The organism is Veillonella dispar (genome assembly GCF_900637515.1).
Taxonomy (GTDB): Bacteria; Bacillota; Negativicutes; order Veillonellales; family Veillonellaceae; genus Veillonella; species Veillonella dispar.
This window is the reverse complement of sequence record NZ_LR134375.1, coordinates 1,162,382-1,182,446: the sequence shown is the minus strand read 5'-3', so window position 1 is coordinate 1,182,446 and position 20,065 is coordinate 1,162,382. Positions and strand designations below refer to the sequence as shown.

Annotated in this window: 21 protein-coding genes; 19 read left to right on the top strand and 2 right to left on the bottom strand. The window is 36.5% G+C overall.

The window, feature by feature from the left end; genetic code table 11:
- Positions 1 to 90: 90 nt before the first annotated feature.
- Positions 91 to 1,923 (bottom strand): phosphoethanolamine transferase, encoded by a 1,833-nt coding sequence (locus EL171_RS05470; protein WP_005386790.1) that lies wholly within the window; start codon positions 1,921 to 1,923, stop codon positions 91 to 93.
- 166 nt (positions 1,924 to 2,089) lie between these two features.
- Between EL171_RS05470 and EL171_RS05465 the strand changes: the two genes are divergently transcribed.
- From EL171_RS05465 to EL171_RS05405, 13 genes are all read left to right on the top strand, one after another.
- Entirely contained in the window at positions 2,090 to 2,815 is a 726-nt protein-coding gene (locus EL171_RS05465) for a segregation and condensation protein A (protein WP_005386781.1), read from the top strand.
- Between the two features lie 12 nt (positions 2,816 to 2,827).
- Entirely contained in the window at positions 2,828 to 3,337 is a 510-nt protein-coding gene (gene scpB, locus EL171_RS05460) for an SMC-Scp complex subunit ScpB (protein WP_039969221.1), read from the top strand.
- 1 nt (position 3,338) lies between these two features.
- On the top strand, positions 3,339 to 4,067 hold the full coding sequence (locus tag EL171_RS05455) for a pseudouridine synthase (protein WP_005386768.1): 729 nt from the start codon (positions 3,339 to 3,341) through the stop codon (positions 4,065 to 4,067).
- The gene (locus EL171_RS05450; protein ID WP_005386766.1) at positions 4,064 to 5,311 is read left to right on the top strand and encodes a BaiN/RdsA family NAD(P)/FAD-dependent oxidoreductase; all 1,248 of its coding nucleotides are present in this window, start codon (positions 4,064 to 4,066) and stop codon (positions 5,309 to 5,311) included. The genes EL171_RS05455 and EL171_RS05450 overlap by 4 nt, the downstream gene beginning before the upstream one ends.
- A gap of 8 nt (positions 5,312 to 5,319) precedes the next feature.
- The gene (cmk, locus tag EL171_RS05445; RefSeq protein WP_005386765.1) at positions 5,320 to 5,994 is read left to right on the top strand and encodes a (d)CMP kinase; all 675 of its coding nucleotides are present in this window, start codon (positions 5,320 to 5,322) and stop codon (positions 5,992 to 5,994) included.
- Between the two features lies 1 nt (position 5,995).
- Positions 5,996 to 6,616 carry a lysophospholipid acyltransferase family protein gene (locus EL171_RS05440; protein ID WP_005386764.1) on the top strand — a complete coding sequence of 207 codons (621 nt, stop codon included), beginning with the start codon at positions 5,996 to 5,998 and terminating at the stop codon, positions 6,614 to 6,616.
- The gene (locus tag EL171_RS05435) at positions 6,607 to 8,505 is read left to right on the top strand and encodes a bifunctional 4-hydroxy-3-methylbut-2-enyl diphosphate reductase/30S ribosomal protein S1 (RefSeq protein WP_005386763.1); all 1,899 of its coding nucleotides are present in this window, start codon (positions 6,607 to 6,609) and stop codon (positions 8,503 to 8,505) included. Before EL171_RS05440 ends, EL171_RS05435 begins: the two co-directional genes overlap by 10 nt.
- Positions 8,506 to 8,619: 114 nt before the next feature.
- Positions 8,620 to 9,954, top strand: coding sequence for a ribosome biogenesis GTPase Der (gene der / locus EL171_RS05430; RefSeq protein ID WP_005386761.1), 1,335 nt, complete (start codon positions 8,620 to 8,622; stop codon positions 9,952 to 9,954).
- Complete coding sequence (plsY, locus tag EL171_RS05425; protein WP_005386760.1) at positions 9,954 to 10,550, top strand: glycerol-3-phosphate 1-O-acyltransferase PlsY; 597 nt, start codon at positions 9,954 to 9,956, stop codon at positions 10,548 to 10,550. Before der ends, plsY begins: the two co-directional genes overlap by 1 nt.
- Positions 10,551 to 10,553: 3 nt before the next feature.
- Positions 10,554 to 11,552, top strand: a complete 999-nt coding sequence (locus EL171_RS05420) for an NAD(P)H-dependent glycerol-3-phosphate dehydrogenase (RefSeq protein ID WP_005386759.1) — start codon at positions 10,554 to 10,556, stop codon at positions 11,550 to 11,552.
- Positions 11,553 to 11,619: 67 nt separating this feature from the next.
- Positions 11,620 to 12,171 (top strand): 16S rRNA (guanine(966)-N(2))-methyltransferase RsmD, encoded by a 552-nt coding sequence (rsmD, locus tag EL171_RS05415; RefSeq protein ID WP_005386758.1) that lies wholly within the window; start codon positions 11,620 to 11,622, stop codon positions 12,169 to 12,171.
- Between the two features lie 4 nt (positions 12,172 to 12,175).
- Complete coding sequence (gene coaD, locus EL171_RS05410) at positions 12,176 to 12,667, top strand: pantetheine-phosphate adenylyltransferase (RefSeq protein WP_005386757.1); 492 nt, start codon at positions 12,176 to 12,178, stop codon at positions 12,665 to 12,667.
- Between the two features lie 11 nt (positions 12,668 to 12,678).
- Entirely contained in the window at positions 12,679 to 13,146 is a 468-nt protein-coding gene (locus EL171_RS05405; protein WP_005386756.1) for a hypothetical protein, read from the top strand.
- A 39-nt stretch (positions 13,147 to 13,185) separates the two neighbouring features.
- Here EL171_RS05405 and EL171_RS05400 read toward each other — a convergent pair whose 3' ends face one another.
- Positions 13,186 to 14,901: an Rqc2 family fibronectin-binding protein gene (locus EL171_RS05400; protein ID WP_005386755.1), complete on the bottom strand. Its 1,716-nt coding sequence runs from the start codon at positions 14,899 to 14,901 to the stop codon at positions 13,186 to 13,188.
- A gap of 127 nt (positions 14,902 to 15,028) precedes the next feature.
- Between EL171_RS05400 and EL171_RS05395 the strand changes: the two genes are divergently transcribed.
- The 6 genes from EL171_RS05395 to EL171_RS05370 all read left to right on the top strand — a co-directional run bounded on the left by EL171_RS05395 (position 15,029) and on the right by EL171_RS05370 (position 20,029).
- Complete coding sequence (locus EL171_RS05395) at positions 15,029 to 15,910, top strand: YicC/YloC family endoribonuclease (protein ID WP_005386754.1); 882 nt, start codon at positions 15,029 to 15,031, stop codon at positions 15,908 to 15,910.
- 14 nt (positions 15,911 to 15,924) lie between these two features.
- The gene (gene remA / locus EL171_RS05390) at positions 15,925 to 16,194 is read left to right on the top strand and encodes an extracellular matrix/biofilm regulator RemA (protein WP_005386753.1); all 270 of its coding nucleotides are present in this window, start codon (positions 15,925 to 15,927) and stop codon (positions 16,192 to 16,194) included.
- Positions 16,195 to 16,202: 8 nt separating this feature from the next.
- Entirely contained in the window at positions 16,203 to 16,832 is a 630-nt protein-coding gene (gene gmk, locus EL171_RS05385) for a guanylate kinase (RefSeq protein ID WP_005386752.1), read from the top strand.
- Positions 16,833 to 16,836: 4 nt separating this feature from the next.
- Entirely contained in the window at positions 16,837 to 17,052 is a 216-nt protein-coding gene (gene rpoZ / locus EL171_RS05380) for a DNA-directed RNA polymerase subunit omega (RefSeq protein ID WP_005386751.1), read from the top strand.
- A 54-nt stretch (positions 17,053 to 17,106) separates the two neighbouring features.
- On the top strand, positions 17,107 to 18,300 hold the full coding sequence (gene coaBC / locus EL171_RS05375; RefSeq protein ID WP_005386750.1) for a bifunctional phosphopantothenoylcysteine decarboxylase/phosphopantothenate--cysteine ligase CoaBC: 1,194 nt from the start codon (positions 17,107 to 17,109) through the stop codon (positions 18,298 to 18,300).
- A gap of 64 nt (positions 18,301 to 18,364) precedes the next feature.
- On the top strand, positions 18,365 to 20,029 hold the full coding sequence (locus EL171_RS05370) for a SulP family inorganic anion transporter (RefSeq protein ID WP_005386749.1): 1,665 nt from the start codon (positions 18,365 to 18,367) through the stop codon (positions 20,027 to 20,029).
- The last annotated feature ends 36 nt before the right edge of the window (positions 20,030 to 20,065 follow it).

Here is a 20,065-nt window from a genome sequence, read left to right as displayed (position 1 = left end):
ACTATAACCTTAACTGGCTATCATTACATAATTATATGCTTTACTGATAACAGATTAATATGATTAACTCAGTTCAAGAAATAGTCTAGATTATTTACCTGCATTTACAGGATCGTTAGTTAATGGTTGTTCCCCTAGTAAGGTAGTAAGGTTATGTAAATTAAATCGATACTTATCATTACTGAAGTCTCGTGTTGCATCATAACGTTGGTTAGGTGCATGCATAAGACCGATTAATGTGTCATATAGTAAATCATTTGTAAAGTATTGATGTTCGTGCTTAGTAAGTTCCTCTGCAGTTTGAGGATACGCTGCACGATATTGAGGAGATAAATAAATCCAGAATGGAATGTGAGTCATAACAAAGTCAAATGTATCTGGGTTATGAGATTTATCTAAACTTTCACCGTGGTCAGAGAAATAGACCATAGCTTGTAAGTTTAATTTTTCCTTACCATACGTATAGATTTGTTGTAATAACCAATCCGTATACAGTTGGCTATTAGCATATGCTTCTTGGCCATCTGGGTATGGGCCTTGTTTCCATTTACTAAACTCATGAGGGTAACGGTCATTGTAATAAATATGGCTACCCATGATATGAATAACGATAAAGTTATTTTTCGTAGGGTCTACAGATTGTAATAAAGGCAATAATGATTCATCATAGCGATCAGAGAATGCATATGATTCGTGAGACCATTTTGTAGTATCTGCTGTTTTTGCCATTAGAGAAATGGCTGTATCGTATTCACCAAATACACCTTGGTTACTAAACCAAGAAGTAGTATAACCAGCCTTTTTAGCTACGTCTAAGATGTTTGCTGAATCAAGGAATGGTTTATCATCATATTGATTGCGTTCAGATAAAGCGCGTTCTAGAGTAGGTACTGTTTGTACATAGGATGAATATGCGTTATCAAAGAACACAAAATCTTTGTTATCAGAGCGCATATTACCTTGCCATGGTGTATCGTCATAAGGGAAGTTTGGATTATAAACCTTCATATAATCACGAGAACTAGACTCACCAATTACTAATATGATCGTACCTGGTGTTTTATTGGCAGAGGTTTCCTTTGTATCTAAATTAAAGGAATCGAAAACTAAATGATGGTTATCATTATATTGTTGCATCTGTTTTACATAATCGCCAGCAGCAATCCAGTTTGCTACAATACATGTTTTAGGGAATAAGAAGAATGGTACATATACTAAGAATGCTACTATAGATGCAATTAGCAATGTAGAGCGCATAGGTCGTGTAGTATTTAAGTTTACTACTGCTTTCATTCCTAGATTAGACCAGTAGAGTAGATACGTCCATAATATAAGACCTATACCAACAGCGATAAGACCAGGGATACCGGCAGCATTTTTTAAGAAACCAAAGGCTTCTTCTGGGTTCGTCATATATACTGCTAGTAAACTAGCTGGCGTTAAACAATGCCATGTAGTTAAGTAGTATCCAATTTGTAAGAATGGAATAAGACTTAATATCATGGTAATGATTGCCATGATTAATGATGTGGTTTTATGAAGGCGATTCGTTTGATTTAGTAAGAATTGAATTCCAGATAAGCCCATAAAAATGAGTAGGCCAAATAAGAAGTCATTAGCGAATTCATAGAAATATAAAGGTTTAACATAGGACCAGTGGAAAAGGAGTGGGAATGTAAGAGCCCAAAGAATACCAACTAATCCATATCCTAAAAATGGTCTATGAAAAACGGTACACCCCATAAAGTATTGAAATAAAAAAGTACCTACAATTGTTGGTACTGCTAAAATCGTTATATCTTCAACATCTAGTCCTAGTGTAATAGGTTCATAGATGAAAAATAGAGCTATATATAAAACAATACTAATGATACCAAAGCGAAAGATGGGGTTTCTCCCAATTTGCTTTAAACTAGATAACATAATAAATCCCCTCTTGTAGGAATACACAATAAATTTTTTTCATAATATATAATAATTACTATAATAAAGATAGCAGATGACTGTAAAAAAAACAATTATTTGAAAGTACTACTATAAATGCTTTATAATTATATAGTTAAAGTATATTTTCTAAGGATTGGGGTTTATGGGAGATTATAATTATAAGTTAGATGTTTTTGAAGGTCCTTTAGACTTGCTTTTACATCTCATTGAAAAACATAAAATAGAAATCACCGATATTCCTATCGTTGAAATTACGAGTCAATACTTGGAATATTTAGATAATTGGAATCACTTTGATATTCATTATAGTAGTGAGTTTCTTGTAATGGCATCTACCTTATTGCAGATTAAATCGCGTATGTTACTGCCTAAAGCTGAACCTGAGCCAGATGAAGCTGAGGATCCACGTGATGAATTGGTAGCAAAATTAGTAGAGTTTAAGAAAATCAAGGATTTTACAGCTCTATTAATGGAGCGTACAGCTGTTTCTGCCAATATATTTAGTAGACCTGAAGAAACAAGCGTACTTGGATTAGATAATGTATATAATTTAGAACTTTCCCAATTATACGAAATTTTTTATCAAACCTTAAAGCGAGCTAAGGAATTACCTGAAGAGGAACCTATTCGTGAAGTAAAGGTTGAAAAAGACAGTTATAGCTTAGAAGATATGATTCTGTCTTTATCTAGTCGTATACGTCGTGGTGAAAGTTTACACTTTAGAGAGTTATTAGTGGCAATTGAAACAAAGAGTGGAATGGTAACGATCTTTATGGCTGTTTTAGAATTGTTGAAACAACAAATTATGGAAATGAGCTATGAAGAGGATGATATTGTATTCACTGCAGCCTTAGAAGGTACCGTATAGAAAGGGGGCTATATGAGCTTACCAACAATGCATTTAGAGGCCGTATTGTTTTCATCGGCAAAGCCTATATCAATAGATATGCTTGGAGAAGTATTTGGACTTTCAACAGAGGAAGTACAGGACTATATAGACACATTACAACGTGAGCTTGAAGACCAAAATCGAGGTATCCGATTGAGAGTATCAGGGGCTGGTGTTGAGTTAGTTAGCGCTATGGAAAGCGCTGATTATGTAGGTCATATACGTAAGCGAGAAGATAAATTATCTAATGCAGCGATGGAAACATTAGCTGTTATAGCCTATAAACAACCTATAACTAAAGCTGAAATTGAAGAAATCCGCGGTGTAAATAGCGATAAGATTATTAAACAATTACTCACTCGATCTCTTATTGCTGAGCTAGGTCATAAAGACACTGTAGGAAGACCTATTCTTTATGGCACAACTGACGAGTTTTTAAGAAGTGCTGGTGTAGAATCTATTGAAGCTTTACATCAAGAAGTTTCGGAAACAGAAGGATAATATGGAACGATTACAAAAATTTATTGCTAGTTGTGGTGTTGCATCACGACGTAAGGCAGAAGAATTAATTACAGAGGGGAAAGTTCAGGTTAATGGCCGCAAGGTAACTGAGCTGGGCGTTAAAATTGACCCTCAAAAAGATAAGGTTAAGGTTAATGGTCAATTATTGGCGCAAGAAAAGCCTGTATATTATTTATTAAATAAGCCGAAGGGCGTCATTACATCTGTATCTGACCCTCAAGGTCGAGAAACTGTTTTAGATTATATTAAAAATGAATCTAAACGCATTTATCCTATTGGTCGTCTCGATTTATATACGGAAGGTTTACTATTACTTACCAATGATGGTGAGTTAGCACAAAACTTAACACATCCATCTAAAGGTGTAGAAAAAACCTATGAAGTGCGCATTAAAGGTCGCGTTCGTGATGAAGATTTACAAGTCATTGCCAATGGCGTTAAACTTGAAGACGGAATGACAGCACCTGCTACAATTGTAGACTTAGGTTTTGACGATCATAACGGTGTTCATGAAGTAGAGATTACAATTCATGAAGGTCGTAATCGCCAAGTTCGTCGTATGTTTGAACACTTTGGGTATCGCATTCATAACTTAAAACGTATTGCTTATGCAGGTCTCACATTGGGTGGTGTAAAACGTGGTGCTTCTCGTCAACTTACTATTAGAGAGGTTAAAGCACTTAAAGCGTTGGGGACTGATAAGAAATGAAACAAATCATAGTCATTGGTGGTGGTGCGGCAGGTCTTATGGCGGCTGTTATAGCAGGTCGTGAAGGTGCTCGTGTCATATTACTTGAAAAAATGAATATGGTTGGTAAGAAGATGGGGATTACCGGTAAAGGTCGATGTAATATTACAAATAATGCAGATATGACTGAGTTCATTAAAAATACGCCAGGTAATGGCAAGTTCCTCTACGGTGCTTATGAACGCTTTAGTAATGAAGACTTGCTTGAACTATTACATAGTTGGGGTTTGAAAACTAAGGTAGAACGTGGTGGTCGCGTATTCCCTGAATCTGATTCCGCTCTAGAAGTACGCAATACATTCATGAAAATCTTGAAAAAGTATAATGTTCAAGTTCATTTAAATGAACCTGTTACATCTATTACTGTAAAAGATGATCGAGTAGTGGGTGTTACAACAGATAAAGAACAATATGCTTGTGATGCTGCTATCATCTGTACTGGGGGTGCTTCTTATCCTTTAACAGGTTCGACTGGTGATGGATATACTTTAGCTAAGAAAATAGGGCATACCATTACGGATATTAGACCATCGTTGGTGCCAATTGTAACTGAGGAATCATGGGTGAAGGATATTATGGGGCTTAGCCTTCGTAATGTTGAGGTATCCGTTATTTCTAAAAATAAGGTACAGGCCAAGCAATTCGGGGAAATGATGTTCACCCATTTCGGCCTTACAGGTCCTACCATCTTGTCGTTAAGTCATACGGTAGGCAAATTATTGCGTAAGAAAAATCCTCAAATTACTATTGAAATAAATCTTAAGCCTGCATTAACTGCAGAAGTATTAGATAAGCGATTACAAAAAGATTTTGATTTATATTCTAAGAAACAATTGGCTAATGGAATGAAGGATTTACTGCCGGTAAATCTTATTCCTATTGTTATAAAGCTTGCTGAATTAGATCCAAGCAAACCAATTAATCAAATCACAAAAGAAGAACGTTTGCGTTTATGTCATGTATTACAGCATATGACATTAACCGTTAAAGAATTGCGTCCGGTGGCAGAAGCCATTGTGACAGCAGGGGGAATCTCGTTAAAAGAATTTAGTCCAAAAACAATGGAATCTAAATTAGTGAAAGGTTTATATGGCGCCGGTGAGGTTTTGGATATTGATGCCTTTACGGGTGGCTATAATTTACAAGCAGCTTTTTCTACTGGTTATGTAGCGGCTATGCATGCTGTACATGGTGATGAAGAATAGAGGTTATTATGAATACTAAAAAAATTGCCATTGCTATTGATGGTCCTGCAGGGGCTGGTAAAAGTAGTATTTCAAAAGTAGTGGCTAATGAATTAGGTTATTTATATATTGATACAGGTGCTATGTATCGAGGTGTTACATGGGCTGTTCTTGATAGTCATGTAGATGTTAACAATCAAAAGGAGGTTGAGGCTTTACTCCCTTCATTAGATTTAACACTAGAGCCTACGGCAAGTGCTTGTAAAGTGTATGTAAAAGGTCAAGATGTAACTGATTTAATTCGACAACAACAAATCAATGAAAATGTATCAACCATTGCTTCTTATAAAGGAGTACGTGAATACCTAGTTGAACGTCAACAAGCAATGGCAGCTGTTGGTGGTGTTATTTTAGATGGTCGTGATATAGGTTCTGTTGTATTACCGAATGCAGAATTGAAAATATATTTAACTGCTTCTGTAGATGCACGAGCTAAACGTAGATGGCTTGAAGTTCAAGGTACTTCTAATGAGCAACCATTAGAAGACATTAAAAAGAACGTAGAAAGTCGTGATGAAATGGATAAAAATCGTGATGAATCTCCACTCGTATGTGTTGAGGATGCCATTGTTGTGGATTCTAGTAATATGACATTTGATGAAACAGTGAAACATATATTGCATCTAGTACAGGAGCGAATCTAAGATGAATAAATTTTCTACATGGCTTTGGCGTACTGCTTTTTGGTTGCGTTATAAAGTCGGCTATGGATTAAAGGTATACGGTCGTGATAATTTCCCTATGGAAGGTCCCGTTATTGTTGTACCAAATCATTTAAGTAATAATGATCCACCTATTTGTGGGTATGCATTACCAAGACATGTGCACTTTATGGCAAAGCAGGAGTTATTCGTAAATCCTATTTCTCGATTTTTCTGTACTTGGCTTGGTGCGTTTCCTCTAAACCGTGGAGCTATTGATAAGGTGGCTATTCGTCATGCATTAGGCTTATTGAAAGATAATAAGGTGCTAGGTATATTTGCCGAAGGGAATCGACAAAAGAATGGGAAACTTGGAAGATTCCATGACGGAGCCGCATCCATTGCGTTGCGTACGGGTATTGGCATTACACCAGTTGCGATTATTGGATCTCATAATATGAAGAAAAATCAAGTCGCATGTATTATTGGTAAACAAGTTCCTGTAAGTAAGGCAAAGCCAACACCGGAAGCAATAAAAGAAGTTAATGATCGTGTGAAAGGTGAAATCCAACGCATGATAGATTCGTATCATGAAAATCGTATAGAGGAGACTTTATGGAAATAATTTTGGCTGAAAACTACGGCTTTTGCTATGGCGTAAAACGAGCTGTTGAAATGGCTGATGAAGCTGCCAATAGCGAGGGTAAAAGTTATACATTAGGTCCTATCATTCACAATCCTCAAGTTGTAGGGCGCTTAGAAAGTAAAGGGGTAAGCCCGATTCAAGAGGTTGCTGATATCGATGAAGGAACTATGATTATTAGATCTCATGGTGTAGGTCCTGCCATTTACGCTGAAGCCGAAGAAAAGGGCTTACATATTTTAGATGCTACATGTCCTCATGTAAAAAAAGCACAACAAGATGCTAAGTCTGTCATTGAAGATGGCATGACATTGGTGATTTTAGGCGAAAAAAACCATCCTGAGGTTAAAAGCATCAATTTATGGGCAAATAACAGAGGAATAATCATCGAAGATGAAGAATCCGCCGAAAAACTACAAATTGTGGAAAAAATGGGCGTTGTTGTACAAACTACCTTTTCACAATTCAAATTTAACAGTATAATAGAGATATTAGAGAAAAAATCTAAGAATCTTAAGATTTTCAAAACGATATGCAATGCAACGCAAGAACGACAGAACTCTGCCGTTGACTTAGCACGTAATGTAGATCTTATGATAGTGATAGGCGGTAAGAACAGCGGCAATACAAACCGATTGGCAGAGGTTTGTCGTGACGTTGGATGTACAACATATCACATTGAAACTTCTACTGAATTACAACTGGAATGGTTTAACCGAGTACAGACGGTAGGAGTTACAGCAGGAGCATCGACTCCCGACTGGATTATTAAGGAGGTCATTGAGACAATGAAAGATTTTGCAGAATTATTAGCAGCAGAAGGTCAAGAAGAATTTAAGAAAGGGAACGTTGTAGAAGGTACAGTAGTTCAAGTTGAAGATGAACGCGCATATGTATCTTTTGGCTACAAAACTGAAGCCATTTTGAACAGAACTGAAATTTCTTATCCAGCACCAGAATCTGCCAAAGATGTGTTGAAAAATGGTGATGAAATTAAAGCAGTTATCATGAACCACATCAAAGAAGATAATCCTATTTATCTTTCCATGACTCGCTTGGCTAAAGATGAAGATTGGCAATATGTTATCGAAGCACAAGAAAAAGATGAAGCTATCGTATGTAAAGGTATTGATGCTATCCCAGCAGGTTTGGTAGTAACAGTTAAATCCCTTCGTGGTTTCATTCCATTGTCCCAAGGTGATGTTCATTTCGTAAAATCCTTGGACAACTTGGTTGGTACAGAATTCGAAGCTAAAGTACTTGAAATCGACGAAAAGAAAAACCGTTTGGTTCTTTCCCGTCGTGCAGTATTGGAAGTAGAACGTCAAGCTAAATTAGCTGAAGCATTGAAAAACATCAACGTTGGCGACAACTATAAAGGTATCGTTCGTAAAATCATGCCTTATGGTGCTTTCGTAGATATCGGCGGTATTGAAGGTTTACTTCACATTTCCGACATTTCTTGGCAAAAAATCAAAAAAGTGGAAGATGTTCTTTCCGTTGGTCAAGAAATCGAAGTTAAATTACAATCCTTCGACGCTGAAAGCAACAAATTATCCTTGTCCTTAAAAGCTTTATCTAAGAGCCCATGGGACGTAGCTGAAGAAACATTGCACGTTGGCGATGTTATCAACGGTAAAGTTGTTCGTTTGGTAGCTTATGGTGCATTCGTAGCTGTTAACGACGACATCCAAGGTTTACTTCACATTTCTCAAATTACAAAACAACGTAATGCGAAAGTTGAAGATTACTTAAACCGTGGTCAAGAAGTTGAAGTTAAAATCATTTCTCTTAACAAAGATGAAAAGAAATTGGGCTTGGCTTTAACTGAATTGATGGAAGCAAAAGAAACTGCAGAAGACGCTGAATAATTCATTGTCTAATATAAAGGCTAACCAAGGTTTCCTTGGTTAGCCTTTTTGCGTACTATACGTAGAATATGATAAAATATAGTAATGTATTAGATTAGATAATGAGGTGAAACCATGGCAAAACCATTAGTGGCCGTTGTAGGTCGTCCAAATGTAGGGAAATCTACACTTTTTAATGCCATTGTTAATAAACGGATCTCTATCGTTGAAGATATCCCTGGTGTAACACGGGATCGTATTTACTTTGACGCAGAGTGGTTAAATCGTGAATTTACAATGATCGATACAGGCGGCATCGAATTTATTACAGATAATAGTCATGTCATTCCTAAGATGATGCGATTACAAGCTGAATTGGCTATTGAAGAGGCAGATGTAATCTTATTTGTGGTAGATGGCAAACAAGGTATTGTACCTGCTGATGAAGAGGTAGCTAATATCTTACGTGCTAGTGGTAAACCTGTAGTATTAGTTGTTAACAAAATTGACAGTGTTAATCAGGAACCTAATATTTATGAATTCTACAATCTTGGCTTAGGCGATCCTATCGGTATTTCCGCTAAGAACTTAATGAATTTAGGCGACTTATTAGATGATACGGTTAAACATTTCCCTCCAGTTGGGACAAATGTTGATGACGAAGATACCATTCATGTCGCAGTTATTGGTCGTCCTAATGTAGGCAAATCTTCTTTGACTAATGCCTTATTGGGTCAAGATCGTGTAATCGTATCTGATGTAGCAGGCACAACACGTGACTCTATCGATACATATTGGACTCATGGCGATCAAAAGTTTGTTCTTATTGACACAGCAGGTATGCGTCGTAAGTCTAAAATCGAAGAAGCTGTTGAACGATATAGTATTGTTCGTTCCTTGCGCTCTGTAGACCGTTCAGATATCGTCGTTCTTGTTCTTGATGCGCAAGATGGTGTTACAGAACAAGATAAGAAAATTGCTGGCTATGCTTATGAAGCAGGTAAGGGTGTAATTATTGTTGTTAATAAATGGGATCTTATTGAAAAAGATGACAAAACAACATTGCGCTTTACTGAAGATATTTATGATGAATTAGGTTTCTTGCAATTTGCTCCAATTCTATTTGCTTCAGCACTTACAAAACAACGTATACACCGTTTAGCAGATATGCTTAAGTTTGTATCTGAACAACAATATCGTCGCGTGTCTACAGGTACATTAAATCAATTGTTACAAGATGCTCAAACAGTAAATCCTGTACCTTCTCGTAATGGCAGAATTCCAAAAATTTACTATATGACGCAAGCTAGTGTTAAACCACCTACATTTATTTTGTTTGTAAATGAACCAGAGTTAATTCACTTCTCATATATGCGTTTCTTAGAAAATAGATTGCGTGAGTCTTTCGGTTTTGAAGGAACACCAATTCGTTTAGTATTGCGTGGTAAGAAACGAGATGATGAAGACTAATGGATATTATGATTATTGTATATGCTGTGTTGGCATACCTTATTGGTTCAATTCCTAGTGGCCTAATTATTGGCAAGACCTTCTTTAATACAGATGTACGTCAATACGGTTCTAAAAATATAGGTGCTACTAATACGTATCGCGTTATAGGTCTAAAAGCTGCATTACCAGTATTTCTCTGTGATGCTTTAAAAGGGGCAGCTGGGGTTGTATTGTTGTCCTCTTATGGACCTATGTATATGATCTTAGGTGGTATCCTTGCTATGATGGGCCATAACTGGTCTATTTTCTTAGGCTTTAAAGGCGGTCGTGGGGTAGCTACAGGACTAGGAGTTCTAATTGCTTTATCACCATTAGTGGCTTTGATTGCCTTCTTGGTATGGGGCGTGATTGTCTATTTTACTAAGCTCGTATCACTAGGATCTATTATAGCAGCAGCTTTAGTACCAATTTTAATGTATTTTACAGGAGAATCTTATTGGTTCGTAGGCTTTGGCGCTTTGGCAGCTTTATTTGTCATTGTTCGACATTGGGATAATATTAAACGTTTACTAGCAGGTAATGAGTTAAAAGTAGAACGTATCAAAAAGGATTAATCTATGAATGTTGTTGTTGTCGGCTCTGGTAGCTGGGGTACTGCTCTTGCTATTAAATCCGTATTAGCTGGAAATACTACAACTTTATATTGTCGACGCCCAGAATTTGCTAAACAATTAGCAGAAGATTTAGAGAATAAAGAGTACTTACCAGGTGTAACATTACCAAAGGAATTACTATATAGCTCAGATCTTGCTACTTGTATCAATGCGGCTGATATCGTTCTAATGGTTACACCGTCTGTACATGTACGCACTAGCTTAGAGTCTCTTAAACCATATGCGCATAAAGAACAATCCTATATACTTTGCTCAAAAGGTGTAGAACGTACTACTGGCAAGTTATTGACTACAGTTATGCGAGAGGTTCTAGGCCCTGTAGGATGTAATCTCGCAGTTTTATCTGGTCCAAATCATGCTGAGGAAATTGGTCGTGATTTGCCTGCTGCCTCTGTATTGAGTACAGAAAATCTTGAAGTGGCCACTATGTTACAGAAAACATTATGTAGTCAAAACTTTAGGATTTATGCAAATACCGATATTACTGGTGTTGAATTAGCTGGGGCTACGAAGAATATTATTGCTCTTGCCGCAGGGATCGTTGACGGATTAAAGTTAGGTGATAACTGTAAAGCCTTACTCTTAACACGTGGTTTACATGAGATGACTCGTTTTGGTGTAGCCTTAGGGGCACAAAAGGAAACCTATGCTGGTCTTGCTGGTATGGGGGATTTGATTGCCACCTGTATGAGTCCTCATGGCCGTAATAGAGCAGCTGGTCAACAATTAGCAGATGGAAAAACAATGGACTATATCATTAATCATACGAATATGGTTGTAGAAGGCTTCTTTGCTACGGACATTGTTTATAAGATGGCTTGTGAACATCATATTGAAATGCCTATAACCAAGGCTTTATATGAAGTTTTATATGAAGAAAAATCTCCAGCTTTGGCATTAGCTGAATTGATGGGACGAGATATTAAAATTGAAGTATCATAAATAAAAGATACTTTTAATTTGGTTATTTATATACTATAATTAATGAGTATAATCTTGTGAGGGTTGTATGCGAATTATTGGCGGAACTGCAAAGGGACATACTATAAAAGCACCTAAAGGGGTAGATACTAGACCTACACTTGATCGTGTTCGTGAAAGTGTGTTTAATGTATTATCTAATAGAGGTATATTTGGTACTCATGTATTAGATATATTTTCTGGTACAGGTGCAGTAGCTATTGAAGCCTTAAGTCGTGGTGCAGCACATGCGGTAGCGGTAGACTTTAAAACAGGAAAATTGATTTTAGAGAATGCAAAACACTGTCATGTGGAAGATCGGTTAGAAATCATTCCGAGGAAACTTTCACAATTAAAAAACTATATAATGGGACAACAGTTCGATTATATTTTTTCTGATCCACCATATGAAAATGGATTTATACAAGACACCATAGATTTGGTTGTGACCTATGATTTATTAAAGCCTGACGGTGTTTTACTCTTAGAACACCATAAGGACGAGGCATTTACCTTGCCTGAATCATGGGAATGTATAAAAGAACAGAAATTTGGTTATACGATGGTTTCCTATTTTGTAAACATAGCTGAAAGGAGCTAAACCTGTGCGTATAGGTGTGTGTCCGGGTAGTTTTGACCCAGTTACAAATGGACATGTTGATATTTTTGAACGCGGCAGTCGATTAGTTGATAAATTAATCATTGCTGTTAGCTCAAATCCGAATAAAAATTCCTTGTTTACCATGGAAGAACGGGTAGAGATGATTCGAAATTCTGTCAAACATATTCCTAATGTTGAGATTGATTGTACAGGCGGTTTGCTTAACGAATATGTTAAATCTAAGAATGCTACTATAATCATTCGTGGTTTGCGCGCGTTAAGTGACTTTGAATATGAATTTCAACGTGCTTTGTTTGCAAAATATTTGGATGATGATATTGAAACTGTATTTATTATGACTAATAATAAATACTCTTTCGTCAGCTCCACAGGTATTCGTGAACTTGCAAAATTTGGCGGTAAGCTAGATGGGTTAGTTCCGGATGATGTTAAGGAAAAACTTGAAGAACGCTTTAATACGGTCCATAATAAATAGGGGTGAATTGTATGAAAACAGAAAAATTATTAGAAGATTTAGAGGTTCTTATTGAATCTAGCAGCCGTATTCCTATGACTACTAAACGTATGGTTGAGGAAGACGAAATTATGCGTATTATTGATTCTATTCAAGAGTCCTTACCATTGGAACTTGAAGAGTCTCGTCGTATTGTAGCTGATAAAGATAAAGTATTAGCTGATGCTCAACGTCAAGCTGAAACTCTAATTGATCAAGCTAAAGACTACATTGCTAAATTAACTGCTGAAAGCGAACTTGTAAAACAAGCGCAAGAACAAGCAAATCAAATTATCAATGCAGCTAACCAATCCTCTGAAGAATTGAAATCTAGCTCTATTCAATATGCTGGTGATGTTCTTAAATATGTGGAAAACAACTTAGAGAAAACATTGGAAAGCTTACGTCAAAATCGTGAAAGTTTGAAACAAACTGAACAACGTACAGAAGAAAACCAATAATATAAATAAAAAGAAGCGAAGGATTTCCTTCGCTTCTTTTTATTCAGTATAATTATCGGGTTTTTTAGGCTCTACAATCATTGTTTGATGAGTATTAAAGATAACAAATCCAAGAGGAGACCCAGGTGGTTTTTTGATATTTTTAATATATGTATAGTCTACAGGCACCTTACTAGTCTCGCGAGCCTTACTAAAATATGCTGCATATTGAGCAACCTTTGATAAAATCATATCATCAGGCTCTACATTAAGTCTTAATATGAGGTGAGAACCTTGAATATCTTGTGTATGGAACCAAATATCGGTTGGTTTTGCAAATCGATGGGTTAAATATTCGTTTTGTTGATTGTTACGACCAATAAATATTTCGCCTTCATCAATGGTTAAATGAATGTAATTCGATTTACCTAGCTTATAAGATAGTGGTTTCTTGGATTTTTTTATAATGCCCGCATCCATACATTCTTTTCGAATTTCCTCTAAGCTTTCACGGGTAGTGGCTAATGAAATACTATATAAAATCGATTTGAGATATTCCAGTTTTGTAGTACTAGCATTAAGTTGATATTCGCCGCTGACCATACGATTTTTTAATTTTGTATAGAGCTTATAATACCATTGTCCGTTTTCTACAATCGTAAGATTTGGCTTTAAGGGGATTGTTAATAACTCTCCTTCTTCAGAAAGAAGATTTGTTAATTGGATAGAAGGTTCATATTGTACCTGTAAGTGGGCATTAATCATTAAGATATCGCCATATAGTTTATAGGTATCCATTTTATTGGTGTCATCTAATTCATCTTTGATTTTTTGATGACGAACTTCTTCTTTCTTGATAGCCGCTGTTAAAATCTTTTCTAATTCTTTATCAGCAGTGTGAATTGATTTTGTATTGTGAATCGATTCTTCTAGAGCCTCTGAAATCGTACTATATTCTTTTACTACTTTATAATTGTGTAACGTAAAGGTAGCGTGTGCTTTTTTATTATTCTCATTGATTAAAGTAAGCAAGCCATGACTGTCTTGGAGTTTTGCTTTTAGCTCATATAATGCCTTAGCTAATGTATCTATTTGATCTGGACTTAAATCAGTTATAGATTCATCACCATCTAGATTGGCAGTCCATAATACTTCATCTAATAAAGGTTTACCAAAACCGTTAAAGATAGCTCGTATAGATTGTTGTACATTACCATTACCAAAGGAAGTCAGTAGATTTCTTATTTCTTCATAATCGAAGTCCATCAAACTTACACGATTAGCATTTGGTGGTAATTCATAGTCAAGCTTAGGACTAATAGACCGTTCACGATTCATTAAAGGGGATACGTGAATTAAGGATTCTAAAATGACTCCATCTTGCACAAAGATACAGTTTGAATATTTGCCCATTAATTCTACATAGATAAATGTACTTGTAATAGATCCATCCATTTCAAGCTTATCCGTTTGGATACACATGATTCGGTCCCCATTAATTTGTTCCACCTTTACAATGCGGCTACCTTCAATATGTTTACGTAAAAACATACATAGTGAACTTGGTTCTTTTGGTAAATCCTGGAGCGGTTTGCTAAGATACATTGCAGGGGTTGCACCAACGGTAACAATCAAGTTTTGATCTTCGTTAAGGGCTCGAATTTTAAATAGTAATGTAGTTTTATCTATTTGATATAATTTTTGTATTTGACCTGTTTGTAATCGCTCGTTTAATTCTTTAGCGAGAACAGACATGGTAAGTCCGTCTAAATTCATAGTACTCCTTTCAATTTTATTTAGAAGTATAGTTTAGTATAACATAATGTACATATAATTCTTAGTATTTAAACACGGAATGTATAATTCGTGGTACAATAATAAAAACTGCTAAGGAGGATATCACATGAAAAGTATGACCGGTTTTGGTTCTGGCACGGCAACCAAAGATGGCATTACCTGCACGGTAGAAATAAAGTCCGTAAATGCGCGATTTCTTGATTTATTTATACGTAGTCCAAAGCAAATAAACCCTTTTGAAACCATTATTCGCGGATTAGTACAAGATCGAATTACCCGCGGTAAGGTCGAAGTATCTGTTTCTATTCAGGATGCGGGAGAGAGACCTAAGACCTTTACAATAAATAGTGTGTTGAGAAAGCAGATACAAGAATTACTTGTTCAAGAAGAGTTTTATGATGACCCTAAAAAGGTTCCTTTGCAAGCGGTCAACTCTGTTTCTAATGAATGGATTCAACAACAAGATACACCGATTGCAGAAGATGTGCTTTCAGAAATAGTAAAAGAATCTACAACTCAAGCATTAGATGCTCTAATAGCAATGCGTACGGTAGAAGGTAAACATATTGAACAAGATTTATTATCACGTATCTCTACCTTAGAAAATGTCATCAAACATATTGATGAGAATAAGGCGGGAGCCGTAGAAGCGTATCGCGAGCATATAAAAGGTAAAATTCAAGAGTACTTAGTTTCTTTGGAAGCGAGTATAAGTGAAGATCGTTTTTTGCAGGAAATAGCTTTACTAGCTGATAAGACTGATATTACGGAAGAGATTGTCCGATTCACCTCACATGTGGTACAATTAAAAAACACACTTGTAGATGAGAATTCCATCGGTCGTAAGGTGGATTTTATTTTGCAAGAAATGAATCGTGAAGTGAATACAATTGGTTCCAAAGCTATGGATTCAAGTATTACAGAGTTTGTGGTTCAACTTAAATGTGAGTTAGAAAAAATTAGAGAACAAGTACAGAATGTAGAGTAATAGGAGGTCCATAAATGAGTATTCAATTATTGAATATAGGCTTTGGTAATATGGTATCTGCTAACCGTGTTATGGCTATCATTAGTCCTGAATCTGCACCAATTAAACGTATGGTTCAAGATGCACGTGATAAGGGCCTACTCATTGATGCTACATATGGTCGTAAGACTCGTGCTGTATTAGTTATGGATAGTGGTCAAATTGTATTATCTGCAATTCAACCAGAAACCGTAGCACATCGACTTGTGCAATATGATGTAGACGAAGATACAGTAGAATCATAGGAGTACATATGTCAGACAGAGGATTATTAATCGTTATATCCGGGCCATCTGGCGCAGGTAAAGGTACGATTTGTGCGAATATTCGAAAAGAAATGCCTAATCTAGTTTATTCCGTTTCTATGACAACACGGGCACCACGTGTTGGTGAAGTGGAAGGGGTCAATTATTTCTTTCGCTCAAAAGAAGAGTTTGAATCTCTATTAAGTGAAGATGCATTTTTAGAATATGCAAAAGTATATGATAATTACTACGGTACACCGAAGCAACATGTAATGGATTTATTAGATGAAGGTAAAAGTGTACTGTTAGAAATTGATATTCAAGGTGCTATGCAAGTAAAAGAACGTTTTAGTGATGCTGTATTTATTTATATAGTGCCACCGTCTTTAACTGAGTTATCTGAACGTTTACATAACCGCGGTACAGATGCGAAAGAAGTTATTGATAAACGGCTGTCATTAGCTTGTTCTGAATTGGCATTAGCTCATAGATATGACTATATAGTTGTAAATGATGATCTCGGAGAGGCATCAGAGAAGGTTGCTTCTATTTTACGGGCAGAATCCTGTAAGATTAGTCGTAATAAAGAGCAAATTCAATTTATTTATAAACAGTATCAAGAGTCTAAGGAGAAGTGATAGTATGATGGTAAAACCTCCATTGAAAAAATTGGAAAGTCAAGTTGATAGCAAATATACTTTGGTAACATTGGCAGCTAAACGGGCTCGTGAATTAACAGATGGCGAACAATGCTTAGCTGAATCTACACATGCAACTGACAAGCCTGTATCCTTGGCATTCTATGAAATTGCCGAAGGTGAAGTGACTTATAAACGCACAAAAGAAGGCATTAAATAAGATTAATCAATTCCTTGTATCCTTGATACAAGGAATTTTTAAAAGGAGAAGAACATGCGCGAAAAACATATCATTGTCGCTGTATCTGCAGGTATTGCAGCGTATAAGGCAATTGAAGTAGTAAGCCGACTTCGTAAAAAGGGTGCTGAAGTAAAGGTTGTTATGACTGAAAACGCCACTCATATAGCTTCACCACTTACATTTGGTGAAATTAGTGGACATCCTGTAGCTATCGACATGTTTGAACAAGTACACCAATGGGATGTGGAGCATATTGCACTAGCAACATGGGCAGATACATATGTGGTTGTACCTGCTACAGCAAATGTGATTGGCAAAATTTATGCCGGTATTGCAGATGATATGCTAACGACAACAATAATGGCTACTAAGGCGCCAAAATATCTTTGTCCGGCTATGAATACCGAAATGTATAATAATCCCATTACGCAACGAAATTTAGAGGGATTACAGGCTTTGGGGTACCATATTATGGAACCGGCTGAAGGTTGGCTAGCCTGTGGTATCACTGGTGTGGGTCGTTTACCAGAGCCTGAAGCCATTGTAGAATGGCTTGAATCGCAGATGTGTAAATCTAATGAGCTTGAAGGTACCACAGTACTTGTTACCGCTGGTGGTACGCAAGAAAACATCGATCCTGTTCGTTATATTGGGAATCGTTCTAGCGGCAAAATGGGGTACGCCATTGCTGAACAAGCAGCACGCATGGGGGCTAATGTTATTTTAGTTAGTGCTCCTACATCTTTAGCTGTACCAAGTGGAGTAGATTTTGTTCCTGTTGATTCTGCCTTATCTATGCAACATGCTGTTGAATCTCGATACGATACGGTAGATGTAGTTGTTATGGCCGCTGCAGTATCTGACTTTAGAGTCCTTCATAAAGCAGAGCAAAAAATCAAAAAAATGGAGTCTATGACATTAGAACTTGTTAAGAATCCAGATATCCTACAAGGTTTAGGTGCTAAAAAGAAACATCAAATTCTTGTTGGGTTTGCAGCAGAAACAGAACATGTAATCGAGTATGGTCAAGATAAGGTAGCTAGAAAAAATCTAGATATGCTTGTAGCCAATGATGTAAGTAAGTCTAATGCTGGTTTTAATGTAGATACAAATGAAGGCTACTTCTTATATCCTAATAAAGATCCAAAAGAAATGCCTAATATGAAAAAATCTGAGTTAGCACATAACATTATGAAAGAAGTTGTGGAATTAGTAAAAAATAAATAGCACTGATACATAATTGTATCTTAAATTTTGTAGTTTGTTGTACATAGAAAGAAGTGTTATTTACATGTTTGCTATTCAAAAAGCTTATTTGGATGGCTCGTTAAGCAAAGATAAATGGAGCAATAATATTATTGCTGGTTTGGTGGTAGGAGTTGTAGCACTACCATTAGCCATGGCCTTTGCTATCGCCAGTGGAGTTGCGCCGCAAGCGGGTATCTATACTGCTATTATTGCAGGTATATTCGTTTCCTTATTTGGTGGTTCACCTGTACAGATTGCTGGTCCTACAGGGGCTTTCATCGTCCTATTAAGTAGTATAGTTGTAAACTATGGGTTCGAAGGTTTACAAATTGCTACTATGATGGCTGGTATTATGCTTATCTTGATGAGTGTAGCGAAGTTAGGTACAGTTATCCGATTTATTCCGGCTCCTGTTATTATGGGGTTCACAGCTGGTATTGGGGTTACGATTTGGGTTGGTCAATGGCCGTATTTCTTTGGATTTCCCCAATTACCTTATATGGTTCATTTTCATGAGAAATTGTGGGCTATGATTCAATCTTTGCCAAACTCAGATTTACCGACATTAGGTATAGCCGTATTAAGTTTAGCTTTATTATTGATATTACCTAAAATTCCGTATATCAAAAAAGTGCCAGCTCCTATTGTGGCCATGGTTGTAGCTACGATTATTCAAGCTGTTTATCAATTTCCCAGTGTATTGACGATTGGTAGTGCTTTTGGAGGCATTCCTCAAGGTTTACCAGAATTTTCTATACCGATTCTAAGCTTTGATAAAATATTAACTTTAATCGGACCTGCTTTTACCATTGCTATGCTGGGTGCTATAGAATCTTTGTTATCTGCAGTTGTAGCGGATGGTATGAGTGGTACAAAGCATGAATCAAATACTGAGTTGTTTGGACAAGGACTGGCTAATGTATTTGCCCCTTTATTTGGTGGTATTGCATCTACAGGAGCGATTGCGCGTACTGCTACCAATATTCGCCAAGGTGGTAATTCTCCATTAGCTGGTATCATTCATGCCATAACACTATGCATTATTTTGTTATTTTTAGCGCCTTATGCTGTTTATATTCCGTTAGCATCAATGGCTGCCATTCTTTTTGTTGTTGCCTATAATATGAGTGATGCGCCGCGATTTGTTCGCATGCTTATTTTAGCGCCACGACCAGATCAAGTTATTTTGCTTCTCACATTCTTTTTAACCATTTTCACAGATTTGGTTGTAGCCGTAAACGTAGGTGTAGTACTGGCTGTATTACAATTCATGCGTAAAATGGTTAATACTATTGACGTGCACGAAGCAAGTTGTGCTGAATTATCTGAGCAGATTAAACATGAAATCACAATACACCCTGATATCATGGTATATACAGTAGAAGGGCCGTTATTTTTTGGTGCTATAAGTGCTTTTGATCGGGCATTAAATTCGATTCATAAAGATCCTAAATATTTGATAATTCGTTTTGTGAAAGTACCATTTGTAGATTTAACGGGCTTACGTATATTACGTAGTATCATTGAAGAACTCCAAAAGAGAGGTATCGAGGTATTACTAAGTGATGTAAGTTATGATATACGTCGCGAAATGTATAAGTCTGATTTTTTAGATATTCTTGGTCGCCATCACATGTATCGAAAATTTGATAGTGCTCTTCACAAAGCTGAACACGATTTGGCTTTACTAGAGGCGAAAGAAATATAATAATGACTTGCTTTATCAATGCAAATACACTATAAT